This window comes from Noviherbaspirillum sp. (genome assembly GCF_035654295.1).
Lineage (GTDB): Bacteria > Pseudomonadota > Gammaproteobacteria > Burkholderiales > Burkholderiaceae_D > Noviherbaspirillum.
The window spans coordinates 1-18,410 of sequence record NZ_DASRXF010000062.1 but is presented as its reverse complement, the minus strand read 5'-3'; the positions used below and the strand labels follow the sequence as shown (position 1 = coordinate 18,410).

The following is an 18,410-nucleotide window of genomic DNA, read 5'->3' as shown; positions in this document are numbered from 1 at the left end:
TGCAACTCGTGGAAGACGCGCGACGCGAAGGCACGATCGCCGGCGAATATGCGCGCATCGGTACGGCGGTGGAGGAAGCCCTCGCGCGCCGAACCGGCAAGCGCATCCCGATGAATATCGACGGCGTGACGGCGGTGATCTTTTCCGAGCTCGGCTTTGCCGCCGAGCTGGGGCGCGGCCTGTTCATCCTGTCGCGCGCGGTCGGCATTCTCGCCCATGCATGGGAGCAGAGAACGCAGGGCGGGCGCATCAAGGGGCCGATGCCGCCCTCCGTTCCGTACACGTACACCGGCACGCCGGAACGCCGCCTGACGCCGGACGAGCCAGCCGAGGGCTAGGCCCGCGTGTTGCAGGCAGGGCTCCAGGAAGCCCGGCGTGGTCCCGCCGTTGAGGCCCTGGCGGCTTCAAGGCGCCCACGGGCGGGTGCCGCTGTCATTCATGGCGACCGCCGTCAAGGAAGGGGCGGATCAAGTCATCGTGCCGTATTCCGAAGTGTCAGCGATCGAACAGATCATGATTTTTCCCAGGCAGATAATGATCCGCACGCTTTTCACGAGGAGCAGGACAATGAATGAACTGAACGAGCGCTTGTGTGATGCCGTCATGCATTCGGACGACATGGAAATGCAACGGTGTTTCCAAGCAGGAGCACAGACCAATTCCGCCGATTGCAACGGATGGACGCCGCTGCACTTCGCGAGCAGCTGTGCCGATGCGCGCATTGCCCATCTGCTGATTCGCCATGGCGGGGACGTCGACGTACGGGACAGGGGCGGCCTGGCGCCGCTTCATATCGCCGCCTTGCGCTGCCGACCGGACATCGTCCGGCTGCTGCTGCAGGCCGGCAGCGCTCCGGACTTGCGCGACCAGTATGGCGTCACACCCCTGTTCCTGGCAGCCGGAGCGGGCGACGAGGACACGGTCAGGCTGCTGTTGCACGCCGGAGCTGATGTGACGTTAGCGGATTCCCTTGGCTACAACGCCTTGCATTGGGCGGCAGGCAACAGGAACCCGGAGGTGGCGTGCGTCCTCCTGGATGCCGGCACGCCCTTGCATTCCGCCGAGAGCGAAGGCATGTCCGCACTGCATCTCGCGGTGTTGGGCGGGAGCGCCAGTGTCGCCGCACTCCTCCTGAAGAGGGGGATCGACATCGATGCCAGGGACAGTTCGGGCCAGACCGCACTGCACCTTGCCGTGCAGCAGGGAAGTGTGGAGATGGTGGGCTTGCTGGTGAAGGCCGGGGCGGGCGTGCTGGAAGTGAACGATGCGGGCAACGCGCCGATCGACATCGCCGAAGCGGAAGGCGACGCGGCACTGCTGCATGTCTTGCGGTCGGGGCGGGAAGGCCTGGCCGGCGACGACGCCGGCTACGCGTGGCCGTTGAGGGCCGACCGATGGCGAAGAGGGCGCCGCGTGGGCGGTTTTTGATCCCGGTTACGGCAGCGCGCGCGCTGCCGTAATTGTTTTCGGGGCAAGCTTTGTGCCGCGCCGCCAAAAATACCCGACTATCTTGTTATGTCTTATATCTTATAGAAGAGTTGTTCAGGTACAATAACGCTAGCACAGGCAGGTCAGGATTTTTCCTTATCTTTTTTCTAACCAAACTGGAAGAGCACACTCATGCTAGCAGCGTACCGTAACCACGTCGCCGAACGGGCGGCCCTCGGCATTCCTCCGCTCCCGCTATCCGCGGCACAGACCAAGGAACTGGTTGAGCTCCTGAAGAACCCGCCGGCAGGCGAAGAGCAGTTCCTCGTCGAGCTGCTGACCAACCGTATTCCGGCCGGCGTGGACGATGCCGCCAAGGTCAAGGCCGCCTTCCTCGACGCCGTCGCCAAGGGCACCGAAAAGAGTCCGCTGGTGTCGCGCGAACTGGCCACCAAGCTGCTGGGCACGATGCTCGGCGGTTTCAACATCAAGCCGCTGATCGACCTGCTGGGCGATGCCGCCGTGGGCACCGTCGCGGCAGAGGGCCTGAAGAAGACCCTGCTGATGTTCGATTACTTCCACGACGTCAAGGAACTGGCCGACAAGGGCAATGCCAACGCCAAGTCCGTCCTGCAATCGTGGGCCGACGCCGAGTGGTTCACTTCCCGTCCGGAAGTCCCGCAGAGCATGACCCTGACCGTGTTCAAGGTCTCCGGCGAAACCAACACCGACGACCTGTCGCCCGCTCCCGACGCGACCACCCGTCCCGACATCCCGATGCACGCGCTGGCGATGCTGAAGAATGCACGCCCCGGCATCAACCCGGACGAGCCGGGCAAGGTCGGCCCGATCAAGCAGATCGAAGCACTGAAGGCCAAGGGCAACCTGGTCGCCTACGTCGGCGACGTGGTCGGTACCGGTTCTTCCCGCAAGTCGGCCACCAACTCGGTGCTCTGGTTCACCGGCGAAGACATCCCCTTCATCCCCAACAAGCGCTTCGGCGGCGTCTGCCTCGGCGGCAAGATCGCTCCGATCTTCTACAACACGATGGAAGATGCCGGCGCGCTGCCGATCGAACTCGACGTCAACAAGATGGAGATGGGCGACGTCATCGAGCTGCGTCCGTACGAGGGCAAGGCACTGAAGAACGGTGAAGTCATTGCCGAGTTCAAGGTCAAGTCCGACGTGATCTTCGACGAAGTCCGCGCAGGCGGCCGTATCCCCCTGATCATCGGCCGCGGTCTGACCGCCAAGGCGCGCGAAGCGCTCGGCCTGGCGCCGTCCACCCTGTTCCGCCTGCCGCAGAACCCGGCCGATTCCGGCAAGGGCTTCTCGCTGGCGCAAAAGATGGTCGGCCGCGCATGCGGACTGCCGGAAGGCCAGGGCGTGCGCCCGGGCACCTACTGCGAACCGAAGATGACTACCGTCGGCTCCCAGGACACCACCGGCCCGATGACCCGCGACGAGCTCAAGGACCTGGCTTGCCTGGGCTTCTCCGCCGACCTCGTGATGCAATCCTTCTGCCACACCGCGGCCTATCCGAAGATCGTGGACGTGAAGATGCACCAGTCCCTGCCGAGCTTCATCTCGACCCGCGGCGGCGTCTCGCTGCGCCCGGGCGACGGCGTGATCCACTCCTGGCTGAACCGCCTGCTGCTGCCCGACACCGTCGGCACCGGCGGCGACTCGCACACCCGCTTCCCGATCGGCATTTCCTTCCCGGCGGGTTCCGGCCTGGTGGCATTCGCCGCCGCCACCGGCGTCATGCCGCTGGACATGCCTGAGTCGGTGCTGGTCCGCTTCAAGGGCGAAATGCAGCCCGGCGTCACCCTGCGCGACCTGGTCAACGCGATCCCGCTGTATGCGATCCGCCAGGGCATGCTGACTGTCGAGAAGAAGGGCAAGAAGAACATCTTCTCCGGCCGCATCCTCGAAATCGAAGGCCTGCCGCAGCTGAAGGTGGAACAGGCATTCGAACTGTCCGACGCATCCGCAGAACGTTCCGCCGCCGGCTGCACGGTCCACCTCGACAAGGAACCGATCATCGAGTACATGAACTCGAACATCACCCTGATGAAGTGGATGATCGCCAACGGCTACCAGGACAAGCGCACGCTCGAGCGCCGCATCAAGTCCATGGAAGCCTGGCTGGCCAAGCCGGAACTGCTCAAGGCCGACGCCGATGCCGAGTACGCTGCCGTCATCGAAATCGACCTGGCCGACATCAAGGAACCCATCGTCGCCTGCCCGAACGACCCGGACGACGTGAAGACCCTGTCCGATGTCGCCGGCGACAAGATCGACGAAGTGTTCGTCGGTTCCTGCATGACCAACATCGGCCACTTCCGCGCAGCGTCCAAGCTGCTGGAAGGCAAGAGCGACATCCCGGTCCGCCTGTGGATCGCCCCGCCGACCAAGATGGACCAGCAGGTGCTGACCGCCGAAGGCCACTACGGCAACCTCGGCCGCACCGGCGCCCGCATGGAAATGCCGGGCTGCTCGCTGTGCATGGGCAACCAGGCACAGATCCGCAAGGGTTCCACCGCAATGTCGACCTCGACGCGCAACTTCCCGAACCGTCTCGGCCTGGATACCCGCGTCTACCTCGGTTCGGCTGAACTCGCGGCCGTCTGCGCGATGCTCGGCAAGATTCCGACGAAGGAAGAGTACATGGCGAATATCGGCGTGATCGACAAGAACGCGTCCGACATCTACCGCTACATGAACTTCGACCAGATCGCCGAGTTCCGAGAAGTGGCGGACACCGTCCAGGTGTAATCCACCGCTGCTCTTGCAGAAAAGTAGAAAGGGCTTCCCGCGAGGGAAGCCCTTTTTGCTTGCCGCTCAACAAGAGAGGCATTGATCAATCTCAATACCCGGCGATGCCGTTTCATTAACATCGCGGCCATACATGCTTTTCTGAGAAGAACAAGATGTAGGTACCGGAGCCGGCGGTATGGAAACGTACCGGCACCAGATTCCCAGCCCTCCCTGCACACAACCGCCGTCATCCCGACGAAAGTCGGGATCCAGTGGCGTTCGCTCCGCCCCGTCCAGTGAACGTCATCCCGGAACCTTTCAATTTTTCACCGACCTAAATTCTTGTCAGAAGAACACGCCGGAGGTCATCATGCTGCACAGTGCCAATGCGCTTCGCGGATTCGCCATCGCCGCCACCGACGGCGAACTTGGCAGCATCAAGGATGTGTACTTCGACGACGCCGAATGGACCATCCGCTACCTCGTGGTCAACACCGGCGGCTGGCCCAATGGCTACGATGTCCTGCTGTCGCCGATGTCGGTGCTCGACGAAGCATGGGACCGGCGCGCGCTGCGCGTCGATCTCACCATGCAGCAGATCCAGAACAGCCCGAGTATCGATACCGCCAAGCCGGTCGAGCGCCAGCACGAGGAAGAATTCAACACCTACTACGGCTTCCCCTTCTACTGGGCCGGGCCGCATCGCGGCTCCGCCGTGTACCCGGGTGTGATCGAGAAAAAGCCGCTGGATGCCGCCGACGTGCTCGCTATCCGCAAGCGGCTCGAAGAAGAGCGCGCGCATGCCGATCCGCACCTGCGCAGCTGCAGCGATGTGGTCGGCTACCATATTCACGCCACCGACAAACAGATCGGGCATGTCGAAGACTTCCTGTTCGACCGCACCGACTGGTCGATCCAGCTGATGGTGGTGGATACGCGCAAGTGGCTGATCGGGAAACACGTGCTGGTCCCGCCGAAACAGGTCGAGCGCGTCAGCTGGGAAGACCGCACAGTGTTTGTGAACGCCACCAGGGATCAGGTGGAGCACAGCCCGGAATACGACGAGGCGCATCCGCCCGAGAGCGGCGCGGAACTCGAGCTGTACCGGGTGCGCGACCAGGGAACACGGCCGCCATCCCGGCTCTGGTGAACCTCAGGTCTTCTCCGCCTTGTCGTCGTGCTGCCAGGAGTAGCGCGGACGCTGCTCCTCGGGCGTCGGCCGGCGGTCTGCGTATTCCTGTTCTTCGATGACGTCGATGTACTGGCTGCCATCCATCGGGCGGCCGGCGAACGGACTAGCCGGGACGTTTTTCTCCGCGGCCTTTTTCGCGTCGGCCTTGCGGGCGTTGCGCTGTTTCATGACGCGTCCTTTCCTGTCGGCGCGCCGTGCAGGAAGCTGCGGGGCACGCCCTTCATTTCCATGAGACCAGTATAGGTCGCGATTCGTTTCATCGAGGCCGGGGACTGCCTGCTTGCATTGAAGGTCCGCAACCCCTTTACTGACACCTGAAAAACGTGCGGCATCGAATTTCACGCGAGGCCTTGAAGTGATTGGTGCCGGCTGTAGGACTCGAACCCACTACCTGATGATTACAAATCAACTGCTCTACCAGATGAGCTAAGCCGGCACGGAGACATCGGGAGCCATCATAGCGGGATGGCGGGAAACGGCTTTGCGTAAACCCAAGATGCACGTTAAGCCGCCTGCGCCATTTCCCCCGCGCCGGTGAGTCGGCCGCGGTAGAGCGCCGCGATCAGGTCGGACTGCGTGATCATGCCTGCGAGCCGGCGTTCCTTGTCGAGGACCGGAACGTGGTGCAATCCCATGTCGGACAGCAAGGGCACCAGTTCCACGATATGCATGTCCTCGGACACAGTGCGGACATGGCGCGTCATGATCTGGCCGACCACTTCCGGCTTGTCCGAGTGCAGGCTGCGCGTGCGGCGGATGAAGTGGCGCAGCTTGGCGTCGAACCCTTCGAACACGTCGAGATTGGCGTTCTTCATGAAATCGACAAAGGTGATGATGCCGATCACGCGCCGCGCGCGGTCGACGACGGGCAGCGCCTTCACCTTGTGCTTGCGCAGCAGCGACCACGCTTCCTGGAGCTCGGTACCGTATTCGACCGTGACAAGGTCGCGCGACATGATGTCGGCGCAAGTGATTTCCTCATAGCGCCGGCGGTAAGCCTGCATCTCGGCCTGCTTGAACAGGGATGCCAGGTCGTCCCGGTCCACGTCGAGCACTTCGTTGTACTTGTCGAGCACCGCGTCCAGGTCCTCGGGGGTGAAACCGATGCGGTTCGTGGGCAGGGCATCCGCAGTGTTGTGCTTGCCCGCGTCGGCATGGTGCGCGTGCGGATAGCGGTGGCGGGTCGCGTTGTTGAAGAGCAGGGCGGTGGCGAGCAGCAGCAGGGAATTGACAGCCACTGGCGCCAGCACGAAGCCGAATCCCGCGGCGTGGATCGCGGGCCCGCCAAGAACTGCCGTGAGCGCAATGGCGCCGCCGGGCGGGTGCAGGCAGCGCAGCGCAAACATGGCGGCGATGGCGCCGGGCACGGCGAATGATGCGGCGGTCACAGGATCGGGAATCCAGCGGGCGCACAAGACGCCGATCGCGGCGGATACGATGTTGCCGCCGAGGACAGGCCAGGGTTGCGCCAGCGGGCTGGAGGGCAGGGCGAACATGAGGACGGCGGATGCGCCCATCGGTGCGATCAGCATGGGCAGGCCGGCATCCGGGCCGAGGATGAGGCGGCTGGCAATGGCGGTCAGGAATATACCGAGCAGGGTACCGGCGCAGGCGCGCAGCCGCTCGCGGCCGCTCACGGCCATCGAACGCGGAAGGTAATCGCGCAAACGGTGGAAAGACGGTGACAAGCGAAACTCCGTGCAGGAATTGCAACCGGAATACGTGTCAGACGGGTTCCGGCAAAAACAGCGAAGTCTACACGAAATGCACTTTTTTGGTGCGGACTGGCTTCCCCGGTCAAGCCGGGGTCAGGCCCGCGCTGACGCCTTTAGAAACCGTTTCACGCCGTTCTTTTTCAGCACCTCGCCCCAGGATTCGATGCGGTAAATGTCGCCGACCTTGTGCAGCACCACGCCGAATTCCTCGCGCAGGCGCTGCACCTCGGCATCGATCGTTTCCTTGTCGTGCCCGGTCAGGTCGGCAATTGCCGATACCGTGGGGCGTTCCAGGAGGTCGATGGCGGACAGGAGGACAAACAGGCGGCGCGCGTCGTGGCCGGGATACTGGGGCACGCCGAAGTGGTTTCTCGGAAAGTTCATTGCGATTCTCCTGCCTCGAACCGGCGGGGCCGGGTAAGGCTTCTTATTGCATTGCGCTTGCCGGTAGTGCGTCCCTGGATGCCGGGCAGGCGGAAGACGCAATGAGTGATTGTAGTCCGATTCGCGGAGGCGGACAGCGGTGAAAATTCGCGCATGCGCGCGGTAAAAATTTCAGCAAAGAGGGCTTTTGCAGCGCCTTGTACCGTGAGCAATCACGCTGCGACGCAGGCATGTTTTTCGCTGCGGCGATAGCGGAAAGGAGCGCCGAGATGAAATTTCAGCTGAAAAGGATTCCGGACCAGGTCATGGTGATCACCGGTGCCACCAGCGGCATCGGCCTGACCACGGCCCGCAAGGCTGCGCAACGCGGGGCGAAGCTGGTGCTCGTCGCGCGCAACGAGGACGCGCTCAGGCAGCTCACCTTCGAGCTGTCCAAACGGGGCACGGAAGCAATCCATGTCGTGGCCGACGTCGGCATCGAGGAGGATGTGAACAAGGTGGCGCAAGCGGCGATCGACCGCTTCGGCGGGTTCGATACCTGGGTGAACAATGCCGGGGTGTCGATATTCGGCCGCACCGAGGATATTTCCACGGGGGATTTGCGGCGTCTGTTCCAGACCAATTTCTGGGGCGTGGTCTACGGCTCGCTTGCTGCGGCGAAGCACCTCAAGCAGCGCGGCGGCGCGATCATCAATATCGGCAGCGAAGTGTCCGACCATGCCTTGCCGCTGCAGGGGATGTACGCGGCCTCCAAGCATGCGGTCAAGGGATTCACCGATTCGCTGCGGCTGGAACTGGAATCGGAACAGGCGCCGGTGGCGGTGACGCTCGTCAAGCCGGCCGCGCTCGACACCATGTTCGTGGAGCATGCAAAGAATTACATGGAGGTGGAGCCGCGCCTGCCGCCGCCCATCTATGCGCCCGACATCGCGGCCGATGCGATCCTGTACGCCGCGGAAAATTTCAAGCGTGACATTTTCGTCGGCGGCACGGCAAAGCTTGCCTCGTCCGGTGCCTACTACGCCCCGCGCGCCATGGACAGTTACATGAAGCGCTTTTTCTTCCGGCAACAAAGAACGCGCACGCCGGCCAGGGATCGCAACCTGAACAGCCTGCACCATCCGGGACCGGACTTGCAGGAGCGTCAGGGCTTGCCAGGGCCGGTCTTCGAATCCAGCCTGTACACCAGCGCGGCGACCCATCCGCGTGTCGTCACCGCCGTGATGTTCGGGCTCGGCCTGGCGCTGGCTGCCTGGTGGCGCATGCGGTCGCCGCCCTCCGGCATGCGACCGGGATGAAGCGCAGCAGCATTGATCGATTCCTTATCACCGAGAGAAACGCCATGTCAAACCTGAGCGAAGGGCAACTTGCCGAACTTAAACGCATGCTGGATGGACGCTACAAGGAACTGAGCGAGGAATTGCACCGCGAGGTGAACGGGCAGGACGATTACCTCGACCTTGCCACCGAAGTGCCGGACCCGGGCGACTCCTCGTTCGCCAACCTCTCCGTGGACCTGGGCAACGCCGCGATCACGCGCGACATCTCCGAGCTGCGCGCAATCGAGGCGGCGCGCAGCCGCATGGAGAACGGCACCTACGGCGACTGCGTCAACTGCGAAACCGAGATTCCGTACGAGCGGCTGAAGGTGCAGCCGACCGCGGAGCGTTGCGCGCCGTGCCAGGAAGCATGGGAAAAATCGCATGCGGAAGGAGGGCGGGGCGCGACCATGTGATTGGCGTATCCATGCGGCATTGCCGCCTATTGCAGTTCCCTCATCCTTGCCTTGTTACCGTACAATCGCAGCATAATTTACGGTAAAAAGGAGGACGGGAAATGGATGCCGCACTACGCGATACCCTCACGCAGATGCCGAAGGCGGAGCTGCACATGCATATCGAAGGTTCGCTCGAGCCGGAACTGATCTTCGCACTGGCCGAACGCAACCAGGTCAAGCTGAACTACGCGTCGGTGGAAGACCTGCGCCGCGCCTACGCCTTCACCGACCTGCAATCCTTCCTCGACATTTACTACGCCGGCGCGAGCGTGCTCTTGAAGGAGCAGGATTTCTACGACATGACCTGGGCCTACCTGCAGCGCGCCAAGGCCGATAACGTGCGCCATGCCGAGATCTTCTTCGACCCGCAGACGCACACCGACCGCGGCGTGCCCTTCGCCACTGCCATCAACGGCATCCACCGCGCGCTCAAGGATGCGCGCGAGGAATGGGGCATGAGCGCGGCGATCATCATGTGCTTCCTGCGGCACTTGTCGGAAGAAGCCGCGCTCGAGACCCTGGAGCAGTCGCTGCCGCATCGCGACAAGTTCATCGGCGTGGGCCTGGACTCGTCCGAGCGCGGGCACCCGCCGGAAAAGTTCGCGCGTGTCTTTGCGCGCTGCAAGGAGCTGGGCCTGCGCCTGGTTGCGCATGCGGGCGAGGAGGGGCCGCCGGAATACATCCGCACGGCGCTCGACCTGCTCAAGGTCGAACGCATCGACCACGGCGTGCGCTGCCTGGAAGACTCTGCGCTGACGCAGCGCCTGGCGCGCGAGAAGGTGCCGCTCACGGTATGCCCGCTGTCCAACATCAAGCTGCGCGTGTTCGACAAAGTCGCCGACCACAACATGCTCAGGCTGCTGGACGCCGGCCTCGTGGTTACCGTCAATTCCGACGACCCGGCCTACTTCGGCGGCTATGTGAACGAAAATTTCCTGCAGATGTTCGAGGCTTTGCCGCTGGACAAAAACCATGCGTACCGCCTCGCGCGCAACAGCTTCGCCGCGTCCTTCCTGGATGCGCAGGCAAAGCAGAAATTCCTGGATGAAGTGGATGCATTCTTCGAGCAATAAGTTGCCCCGAGGAGTTCGATGAAAGATGCCGCGTTGCCTGTAGTGTTGATCGTGCTGGGCGCAGCCTGGCTGCTCAACAGCCTCGATTGGCTGCCGGAAATTCATTGGCTATGGATTCTCGGCCTGGCCGGGGCGGGCATCGCCATCCTCGCGCTCGACGGCATCACCAAATCCTCGGTCGTCGCCGGTCCCTTGCTGATCCTGGCGGGAATGCTCTCCTTCTTCCGCCAGTATTACGGCCTCGGCTGGCGCTTCATCGTGCCCATCCTGCTGATCGCCGCCGGCATCTTCATGCTCGTCGCGCGCTCGCCGGCCATCCCCGAATCGCGCACGCTGACGCGCCGCTTCCAGGACAGGGGGCCGCATGGTTGAATCCCTCTCCGCCGCCGCGCTCGCCGGCGGCCTGTCCTGGGCCAGCGGCATCCGCCTGTACATGACGCTGTTCGTCGCCGGCTGGTTTGGGCGCGCCGGCTGGATCGACCTGCCGCCCGCGCTCGAAATATTGCAATCGCCCCTCGTGATGGCAGTCACCGGCACGCTGCTGCTGGTGGAATTCCTCGCCGACAAGGTTCCCGGCATCGACTCCGCATGGGATGCGGTGCAGACCTTCATCCGCGTGCCGGCCGGCGCCGTGCTCGGCGCCGCGGCGCTGGGCGAGATGGGGCCGGAATGGACCGCGATTGCGGCTCTCCTCGGCGGCACCTTCGCCGCCGGCGCGCATGTGACCAAGGCGGGCAGCCGTGCGCTGATCAATACCTCGCCCGAGCCCTTCAGCAACTGGGCCGCGTCGTTTACCGAAGACGTTGCCGTGCTGGGCGGACTGTGGATGGCCTTCTTCCACCCGATGGTGCTGTTCGCCTTCCTGATCGTCTTTTTCCTCATTGCATTGTGGCTGCTGCCCAAACTCTGGCGCGGCCTCCGATGGCTTTTCAGAAAGTTGAGTACCTGATGCTGAAACAGGCATTGCTGATGACCCGCCGCGACTGGCGTGCGGGCGAACTCCGTTTCCTGCTCGTCGCGCTGATCGTCGCCGTGGCCTCGCTGTCATCCGTCGGCTTCTTCGTCGACCGCATGCGCGCCGGACTGAACCGCGACGCGCACCAGTTGCTGGGCGCCGACCTCGTCATCAACGCCGACCAGCCGATCCAGAACGCGTGGCGCGAGGAAGCGCAGAAACGCGGCCTGACGCTGGCCGAGACCGTCACCTTCCCTAGCATGGCGCTTGCCGGTGAAGGCGACAACACGCAATCCCAGCTCGCCTCGGTGAAGGCCGTAACGCCCGGCTACCCGCTGCGCGGCGCGCTGCGTATTGCCGCGGAAGCGGAAGCGCCGGACGCCGAAACGCGCGAGGTGCCCGAGCCCGGCACGGTATGGGTGGACGCTGGCATGCTGCAGGCGCTCGATGTCGGGATGGGGGATACGCTCAGGCTGGGCGACAAGTCATTCCGCATTGCAAAGGTGATCGCGCTGGAACCGGACCGCGGCGCGGGCTTCATGAACTTCGCACCGCGCGTCATGCTGCCGCTCGCCGATCTTCCCGCCACCAACCTGATCCAGTTCGGCTCGCGCGTGATCTACCGCCTGCAGGTGGCCGGCGAGCCCGCCAACGTGGCCGCCTTCCAGCGCTGGGTGCAGAAACGCATCGAAACCGACGTCGTCAAGGGCGTGCGCCTCGAATCGCTGGAATCGGGGCGTCCGGAAATGCGGGCGACGCTGGACCGCGCCGAACAGTTCCTGTCGCTGGTCGGCCTGCTCTCGGCCATGCTGGCAGCGATCGCGGTGGCGATGGCGGCACGCCGCTTCATGCTGCGGCATCTCGATGCCTGCGCCATGTTGCGCTGCCTCGGCCTCACGCAGAACCAGGTGACTTCGATGTACCTGATCGAATTCCTCGCGGTCGGCCTCGTCGGCAGCCTGCTCGGCGCCGCGGTGGGTTTCGCCGCCCACTTCGTCCTGCTGGAATGGCTGGCCGGGCTGGTGACCAACAGGCTGCCGCCGGCGAGCATCCTGCCCGCCGTGCAGGGCGTGGCCACCGGCCTGCTGTTGCTGGTCGGATTCGCCATCCCGCCCATCCTGCAGCTGCGCAACGTGCCGCACAACCGCGTGATCCGCCGCGAGCAGGATGCGCCGCAGCCGGTCACGCTGGCGACCTACGCGCTCGGGCTCACGGCTTTCCTCGGCCTGCTGCTGTGGCAAGCCGGCAATCCGAAACTCGGTCTGCTCACCGCCGCCGGGTTTCTGGGCGGATTCGCGGCGTTCGCGCTGATCGGCTGGCTTGGCCTGAAGTCGCTGCGCTTCCTGCGTCCCGCGATCAACCGGCCGAGCTGGCGTTTTGCCGTCACCGCCCTGCAGCGCCGCACCGGCGCCACCGTGGTGCAGATCGTCGCGCTCTCGCTCGGGCTGATGGCCTTGCTCCTGCTGACCGTGATCCGCGGCGACCTGATCGACGCCTGGCGCAATTCGACGCCTCCCGATGCGCCGAACCGTTTCGTCATCAATATCCAGCCGGAACAGAAGGCCGAGATCGAGCAGCGCATCGCCACTAACGGCAACGGCCGCAACCTGCTTTACCCGATGATCCGCGGCCGCCTGGTGCAGGTGAACGACAGGATCGTCACGGTGGACAGCTACGCCGAGGACCGCGCGCGCCGCCTCGTCGACCGCGAATTCAATCTCTCGACCATGCGCGATGTTCCCGAGCAGAACCATGTGGTCGCCGGCAAGTGGTTCGATGACAGCAAGCCGGAAGCATCGGTGGAAGAAGGGCTGGCGAAAACGCTGGGCCTGAAGCTGGGCGACCGCATCCAGTTCGACATCGCCGGCCAGCGCGTGGAAGCTACCATCACCAGCCTGCGCAAGCTCGAATGGGGATCGATGCGCGTGAATTTCTTCGTGATCCTCAACCCGTCGCTGATGAAGGACATGCCGCAGACATGGATCACCGCCTTCCACCTGCCGCAGGAAAAATCGTCCTTCGTGAACCAGCTCACGCGCGACTTCCCGAACCTGACGGTAGTCGACGTGGGCAGCATGATCCGCCAGGTGCAAGGCGTGCTCGACCAGGTGATCGCAGCGGTCGAATTCCTCTTCCTGTTCACGCTCGCCTCGGGTGTGCTCGTGCTGTATGCGGCGCTCGTCGGTTCGCAGGATGAGCGCATCCGCGAATCGGGCTTGCTGCGCGCGCTGGGTGCGACGCGCACCCAGCTCTCGCAATCGCAGTGGATCGAGTTCGCGCTCGTCGGCGGCCTCGCCGGCATGCTGGCCGCAAGCGGCGCCGCTGCCGTGGGATGGGCGCTGGCGAAGTATGTGTTCAGCTTCGACTGGACATTCAGCCCGGCCGTCTGGCTCGCCGGTTTGCTCGTCGGTTCCGTCTGCGCCTTCGTGGGCGGATGGGTCGGCCTGCGCAATGTGCTCAGGCATCCGCCGCTGCAAACGCTGCGCGGCACCTGAAGGCTTCTTGCCGCCCGTCACCGGCGGCGTTTTCCTCACGACATCTTCTTTCGGATGGGACTTAATTTCGATTAAGTCCCTCCGTCTGCGCGCGTGCTTTTTCGCAAGGTTCGCCGCCTGCCTTCCTCCTATCTTCATTGCTGTAGGCGAAGCAAGTCGCGCAGCAAGAACAGTGTAACGAAACCTTTCAGTTTTCTGCTTCGAAGACACGTCTATCAAGTTCTCGTGCCCTATGAAAAAAGGGCAGTTGAGGTCAATACAACGCTTTGATTCAGGCGCTTTTCGTATCTGGGTCGCCGTTGATGAGTGTCAAAACAGGCAGGAAGGTTGAACGTAAAGTTGTAGAGAAGATAAGTTGGTGACTGCCATTGAATGGAGAGAGAACTGTAGGGTGGGTAGAGCGCAGCGAAACCCACCATGCGATCGGCAAGTCGCATTCCGTGGGTTTCGCTTCGCTCTACCCACCCTACGAAGCTATGTTTCTCGCAGCCACCAGCGCCACTCATCTCTCAGCAAAAGCCAATCGGTCTTCATGGCCGGATAGTACTACTCAGTGGGGTAATCATATGCACTTCAAGTCCAAGGCGTCTCTCAAGAGATGGAGTATGGTTGTTGTCATGCCGGTCGTCGCCGGATGTGCATCGGTCGCACCCGGCCTGCACTTCAACGGATCAACTTACAGCTCGGGCAGCAGTGCGCCCGATTCCTCCTCCGCTGCCGCAGCCGCAGACAACATCAACCCGGTGCTGCGGCAGATCACGCCCCAGCTCGTGAAGAACGAACGCGAACTGCGCGAGAAGCAGGTCACGCAGGACATCACCAAGCTGCTCGGCAGGCCTGCTCCGTACACCATCGAAAGCGGCGACGTGCTGTCCATCGTCGTGTGGGATCACCCCGAGCTGTCGAACGCGGCCACAGTCGCCACCGGCGGACCGGTCGGCCTGGGCGCGGATGCATCGACTTCTGCGACCACGGCGCCGCCGGCCGGTTTCATGGTCGATCATGAAGGCGTGATCCAGTTCCCCTACGCGGGCGCCATCAAGGTCGCCGGCCTTACCCAGGACCAGGCGCGCAACCTGCTGTCGAGCAGGCTCTCGAAGTACCTGAAGCAGCCGAAGGTCACGCTGCGCGTGCAATCCTTCCGCAGCAAGCGCGTCTATGTCGACGGCGAGGTGAAGAACCCCGGGCTGCAGGCGATCAACGATATTCCGATGACGCTGGTCGAGGCGATCAACCGCGCGGGCGGCGTGCTGCCCACCGGCGACCAAAGCCAGATCATCATCAACCGCAACGGCGTCAACTACTACATCAACCTGCCGCAGCTCGTGCAGCGCGGCGTCAATCCCTCCAGCATCATGCTCGCCAGCGGTGACGTGGTCCGGGTGCGCTCGCGCGACGAGAGCAAGGTGTTCGTCTCCGGCGAAGTGGTCAGCCCGCGCGCACTGCCGATGCATAACGGCCGCCTGACGTTGAATGAAGCGCTCGGCGAATCGGGTGGCATCAACCCCACCAGCGGCGACGGCAGCCAGATCTACGTGATCCGCAAGCAAGGCGCGGAACAGGTTGTCTACCAGCTCGACGGGCGTTCGCCCGGCGCGCTGGCGATGGCCGAAGGCTTTGAACTGTCGCCCAAGGATGTCGTGTTTGTCGCGGCCACACCGCTGGCCAACTGGCATCGTTCGATCAGCCTGATCCTGCCCGGCGCGCTGTCTTCCGCCGTGGGCGCGGTGGGCCCAACGCGTTAGCAGTAGCAAGGGCACGGCAAGCCCGTGCCGCGTAGCGGATGCCCGGCGGATTCCGGGTGTCCGGCCCGGATAGTGCCATGACAGGAAAACTTATCCCGCTCAGCAAGTCCATGTACCAACAATAAGCGAACAATCCTATGATGAATCCATCCATACCCCTGTTGACCGGCCCGGCCAGGCCGCAAGAAAACGAAGCCGAGCTGTCGACGTATCTCGACGTCTTGTGGGAAAGCCGCTGGCTGATCGCAACGATCACCCTGGTTGCGGTGCTGCTGGGCGCGGCGTATGCATTCACCACGACGCCGGTGTACCAGGCGAACCTGCTGATCCACGTCGAGGAGGAAGGGCCGTCGAAGTCGCAGAACATCGTCGGCGACTTGCAGTCGATGTTCGATGTCAAGACGTCCGCGCTGGCGGAGATGGAATTGCTGCAGTCGCGACTGGTTGTGTCGCGCGCGACCGATAACCTGCGCTTGTACATCAACGCGGAGCCCAAGCGCATTCCGGTGGTCGGCAACTGGCTGGCCGAGCGCAACAAGCAGCTCTCCACGCCGGGCCTGTTCGGCTGGGGCGGCTATACCTGGGGCGCGGAGAAGATCGACGTCGCCGTGTTCAACGTGCCGGAATCCCTGCTGAACCGCGAGTTCAAGGTGATCGCCGGGCAGAACGGCGAGTTCCGCCTGCTGCAGGAGGAACAGGGCATTGACCTGAAGGCGCGCGTGGGCGAGACCGCGATCTTCGAGCTGCCGCGCGGCACCATCGAAATTCGCGTCAACCAGCTTGACGGCAAGCCGGGGTCGGAATTCCTGATGTCCCGCAGCTCGCGCCTGGCGACCATCGAAGGCATCCAGAATGCGATGAAGGTCGAGGAACTCGGCGGCAAGCAATCGGGCGTGATCGGCGCCAGCCTGCGCGGTTCCGATCCGAAGGTCGTGCACACCGTGCTCAACGAAATCAGCAAGGAGTACGTGAAGCAGAACGCCTCGCGCAAGACCGAGGAAGCCGAAAAGTCGCTCGCCTACCTGAACAAGCAGCTGCCGGAGCTCAAGGGCCAGCTGGAGCAGGCTGAGGCGAAGTACAACGCCTTCCGCAATGCCAACGGCACGGTCGACCTCGGCGAGGAATCCAAGCTGACACTGCAGCAGTCCTCGACCGCGAAGCTGAAGAAGATGGAACTGCAGCAGAAGAAGATCGAACTGCTGGCCCGCTACACCAGCGAGCATCCGGCGGTGCAGGGCATCGATAGCCAGCTGCGTGAAATCAATGGCCAGATCAACGCGATGAACGACCACATCAAGCAGCTGCCCGCGCTGGAGCAGAACCTGCTCCGCCTGCAGCGCGAGGTGAAGGTCAACACCGAGTTGTACACCGCGCTGCTCAACACCGCGCAGCAGCTGCGCCTGATCACCGTGGGCAAGGTCAGCAATGTGCGCATGGTCGATACGCCGATGGTGCCGGAGAAGCCGGTCAAGCCGAACCGCCCGGTCATCCTGGCGCTGTCGCTGATGGCAGGCCTGTTCCTGGGCGTGATTGCCGCCTTCTTCCGCAAGTCGCTTGCCGGTGCCATCGATTCGCCGGAAGAGCTGGAGCAGATTGCAGGCGTACCGGTGTATGCCACCATCCCGCACAGCAAGAAGCAGCGCGAGTTGTACCAGCAGGTCAATGCCAAGCACCAGAAGGTGCCGCTGCTGGCCAACGTCTCGTCCACCGACGTCGCGGTCGAGAGCCTGCGCAACTTCCGTACTGCGCTGCAGTTCTCCATGCCGCAGTTCAAGAACAACATCGTCCTCATCACCGGCGCCACACCGGGCATGGGCAAGTCCTTCGTCTCGGCCAACCTGGCCGCGATCATGGCGGCCACCGGCAAGAAGGTGCTGCTGATCGATGCCGACCTGCGCAACGGCCTGCTGCATCTGTACTTCGGCTTCGGCCGTCATGACGGCCTGTCGGATGCCATCGCCGGCGCGCGCCGCCTCGACCAGGTGATCCATCCGGGCGTGATCGAGAACATGGACTTCATCACCACCGGCACCTTGCCGCAGCATCCGTCGGAGCTGCTGCTGCGCCCGGCCTTCGGCGCCTTCCTGCAGGAACTGTCCGCGCGCTACGACCTGGTGCTGATCGACGCGCCGCCGATCCTGGCCGTGGCCGACACGATGATCATCGGTTCGCACTGCGGCGCCATCTACATCATGACCCGTGCCGGCGTCACCACGCCGGGCGAGATCAACGAGTCGATGAAGCGCCTCGCTCAGGCCGGACTGGAAGCCAAGGGCGTGTTGTTCAACGACCTGAAGGTGCGGCCGGGACGCTATGGTTATGGCTATACCTATGGACGTTACGGGTACAACCAGAAGCCGGGCAGTACGCCGTTGATTGAGGCGTCTTAACCCACCTCGCATGCCGGTTCCCTCCACCTTGTAGGGGGATGAACGCGGGGTTTCGCAAAGCATGCTTTGCGCCGTGTGAATCCGAGCGGTTTGCAAGCCGCGAGGTGGACGGGTTAGGGTGGGGGTGTGAAGCTTGATCGACTCCATGCAGGGGCTCGGCCTCACACCCCCATCCCAGCCTTTCCCCTGGAAGGGGAAGGGGCCGTCAGCTCTCCGATCAACCTCACCTGATCATCCGCCTATCGTGCTTCCCATCTCCCCCAGCATCTTCAAGGCCTACGACATCCGCGGCATCGTCGGCAAGACCCTCGACATCGGCGTAGCACGCCAGATCGGCCAGGCCTTCGGCACCGCGGCCCGCATCAAGGGCGAACAGACCGTCATCATCGGCCGCGACGGCCGCCTGTCCGGCCCGGAATTGTCTGCCGCGCTGGCCTCCGGCCTGCAGCGCGCCGGCATCAACGTCATCGACCTCGGCGTGGTGGCCACGCCGATG

15 protein-coding genes, 1 tRNA gene and 1 pseudogene are annotated in these 18,410 nt (G+C 63.5%); 13 read left to right on the top strand and 4 right to left on the bottom strand.

Annotated features, from left to right (window positions below; genetic code table 11):
- The 4 genes from VFF99_RS07355 to VFF99_RS07340 form a co-directional block, all read left to right on the top strand.
- A partial coding sequence (locus VFF99_RS07355; RefSeq protein WP_325016431.1) for a citrate/2-methylcitrate synthase occupies positions 1–338 on the top strand: 338 nt, incomplete at its 5' end.
- A 229-nt stretch (positions 339–567) separates the two neighbouring features.
- Positions 568–1,428, top strand: a complete 861-nt coding sequence (locus VFF99_RS07350; RefSeq protein ID WP_325016429.1) for an ankyrin repeat domain-containing protein — start codon at positions 568–570, stop codon at positions 1,426–1,428.
- 192 nt (positions 1,429–1,620) lie between these two features.
- Positions 1,621–4,206: a bifunctional aconitate hydratase 2/2-methylisocitrate dehydratase gene (locus tag VFF99_RS07345; protein WP_325016427.1), complete on the top strand. Its 2,586-nt coding sequence runs from the start codon at positions 1,621–1,623 to the stop codon at positions 4,204–4,206.
- Between the two features lie 352 nt (positions 4,207–4,558).
- Entirely contained in the window at positions 4,559–5,338 is a 780-nt protein-coding gene (locus VFF99_RS07340) for a PRC-barrel domain-containing protein (protein ID WP_325016425.1), read from the top strand.
- A 3-nt stretch (positions 5,339–5,341) separates the two neighbouring features.
- Here the strand turns inward: VFF99_RS07340 and VFF99_RS07335 are convergent, their stop codons facing one another.
- The 4 genes from VFF99_RS07335 to VFF99_RS07320 form a co-directional block, all read right to left on the bottom strand.
- On the bottom strand, positions 5,342–5,548 hold the full coding sequence (locus VFF99_RS07335; RefSeq protein ID WP_325016423.1) for a hypothetical protein: 207 nt from the start codon (positions 5,546–5,548) through the stop codon (positions 5,342–5,344).
- Positions 5,549–5,740: 192 nt separating this feature from the next.
- Positions 5,741–5,816, bottom strand: a tRNA-Thr gene (locus VFF99_RS07330).
- A gap of 67 nt (positions 5,817–5,883) precedes the next feature.
- Positions 5,884–7,068 carry an HPP family protein gene (locus VFF99_RS07325; protein WP_325016421.1) on the bottom strand — a complete coding sequence of 395 codons (1,185 nt, stop codon included), beginning with the start codon at positions 7,066–7,068 and terminating at the stop codon, positions 5,884–5,886.
- Positions 7,069–7,188: 120 nt separating this feature from the next.
- Positions 7,189–7,479: a hypothetical protein gene (locus tag VFF99_RS07320; RefSeq protein WP_325016419.1), complete on the bottom strand. Its 291-nt coding sequence runs from the start codon at positions 7,477–7,479 to the stop codon at positions 7,189–7,191.
- A 269-nt stretch (positions 7,480–7,748) separates the two neighbouring features.
- Between VFF99_RS07320 and VFF99_RS07315 the strand changes: the two genes are divergently transcribed.
- From VFF99_RS07315 to VFF99_RS07275, 9 genes and pseudogenes are all read left to right on the top strand, one after another.
- A complete protein-coding gene (locus VFF99_RS07315) occupies positions 7,749–8,777 on the top strand; it encodes an SDR family oxidoreductase (protein WP_325016417.1) in 1,029 nt (342 codons plus the stop codon).
- A 44-nt stretch (positions 8,778–8,821) separates the two neighbouring features.
- Positions 8,822–9,214: a TraR/DksA family transcriptional regulator gene (locus VFF99_RS07310; protein ID WP_325016415.1), complete on the top strand. Its 393-nt coding sequence runs from the start codon at positions 8,822–8,824 to the stop codon at positions 9,212–9,214.
- Positions 9,215–9,315: 101 nt separating this feature from the next.
- Positions 9,316–10,329, top strand: a complete 1,014-nt coding sequence (locus VFF99_RS07305; RefSeq protein WP_325016414.1) for an adenosine deaminase — start codon at positions 9,316–9,318, stop codon at positions 10,327–10,329.
- 18 nt (positions 10,330–10,347) lie between these two features.
- On the top strand, positions 10,348–10,701 hold the full coding sequence (locus VFF99_RS07300; RefSeq protein WP_325016412.1) for a LiaF transmembrane domain-containing protein: 354 nt from the start codon (positions 10,348–10,350) through the stop codon (positions 10,699–10,701).
- Positions 10,694–11,278, top strand: coding sequence for a DUF4126 domain-containing protein (locus VFF99_RS07295; protein WP_325016410.1), 585 nt, complete (start codon positions 10,694–10,696; stop codon positions 11,276–11,278). The genes VFF99_RS07300 and VFF99_RS07295 overlap by 8 nt, the downstream gene beginning before the upstream one ends.
- Positions 11,278–13,779 carry an ABC transporter permease gene (locus VFF99_RS07290; RefSeq protein WP_325016433.1) on the top strand — a complete coding sequence of 834 codons (2,502 nt, stop codon included), beginning with the start codon at positions 11,278–11,280 and terminating at the stop codon, positions 13,777–13,779. The genes VFF99_RS07295 and VFF99_RS07290 overlap by 1 nt, the downstream gene beginning before the upstream one ends.
- 605 nt (positions 13,780–14,384) lie before the next feature.
- Positions 14,385–15,524 (top strand): polysaccharide biosynthesis/export family protein, encoded by a 1,140-nt coding sequence (locus tag VFF99_RS07285; RefSeq protein WP_325016408.1) that lies wholly within the window; start codon positions 14,385–14,387, stop codon positions 15,522–15,524.
- 137 nt (positions 15,525–15,661) lie between these two features.
- Positions 15,662–17,914 (top strand): polysaccharide biosynthesis tyrosine autokinase, encoded by a 2,253-nt coding sequence (locus tag VFF99_RS07280; RefSeq protein ID WP_325016406.1) that lies wholly within the window; start codon positions 15,662–15,664, stop codon positions 17,912–17,914.
- Positions 17,915–18,158: 244 nt separating this feature from the next.
- Positions 18,159–18,410, top strand: a pseudogene (locus tag VFF99_RS07275) (phosphomannomutase/phosphoglucomutase); the annotation flags it as partial.

Coding starts and splice junctions, on each gene's coding strand:
- VFF99_RS07350 (WP_325016429.1), top strand. CDS start 568: ATGAATGAACTGAACGAGCGCTTGTGTGATGCCGTCATGCATTCGGAC.
- VFF99_RS07345 (WP_325016427.1), top strand. CDS start 1,621: ATGCTAGCAGCGTACCGTAACCACGTCGCCGAACGGGCGGCCCTCGGC.
- VFF99_RS07340 (WP_325016425.1), top strand. CDS start 4,559: ATGCTGCACAGTGCCAATGCGCTTCGCGGATTCGCCATCGCCGCCACC.
- VFF99_RS07335 (WP_325016423.1), bottom strand. CDS start 5,548: ATGAAACAGCGCAACGCCCGCAAGGCCGACGCGAAAAAGGCCGCGGAG.
- VFF99_RS07320 (WP_325016419.1), bottom strand. CDS start 7,479: ATGAACTTTCCGAGAAACCACTTCGGCGTGCCCCAGTATCCCGGCCAC.
- VFF99_RS07315 (WP_325016417.1), top strand. CDS start 7,749: ATGAAATTTCAGCTGAAAAGGATTCCGGACCAGGTCATGGTGATCACC.
- VFF99_RS07310 (WP_325016415.1), top strand. CDS start 8,822: ATGTCAAACCTGAGCGAAGGGCAACTTGCCGAACTTAAACGCATGCTG.
- VFF99_RS07305 (WP_325016414.1), top strand. CDS start 9,316: ATGGATGCCGCACTACGCGATACCCTCACGCAGATGCCGAAGGCGGAG.
- VFF99_RS07300 (WP_325016412.1), top strand. CDS start 10,348: ATGAAAGATGCCGCGTTGCCTGTAGTGTTGATCGTGCTGGGCGCAGCC.
- VFF99_RS07295 (WP_325016410.1), top strand. CDS start 10,694: ATGGTTGAATCCCTCTCCGCCGCCGCGCTCGCCGGCGGCCTGTCCTGG.
- VFF99_RS07290 (WP_325016433.1), top strand. CDS start 11,278: ATGCTGAAACAGGCATTGCTGATGACCCGCCGCGACTGGCGTGCGGGC.
- VFF99_RS07285 (WP_325016408.1), top strand. CDS start 14,385: ATGGTTGTTGTCATGCCGGTCGTCGCCGGATGTGCATCGGTCGCACCC.
- VFF99_RS07280 (WP_325016406.1), top strand. CDS start 15,662: ATGATGAATCCATCCATACCCCTGTTGACCGGCCCGGCCAGGCCGCAA.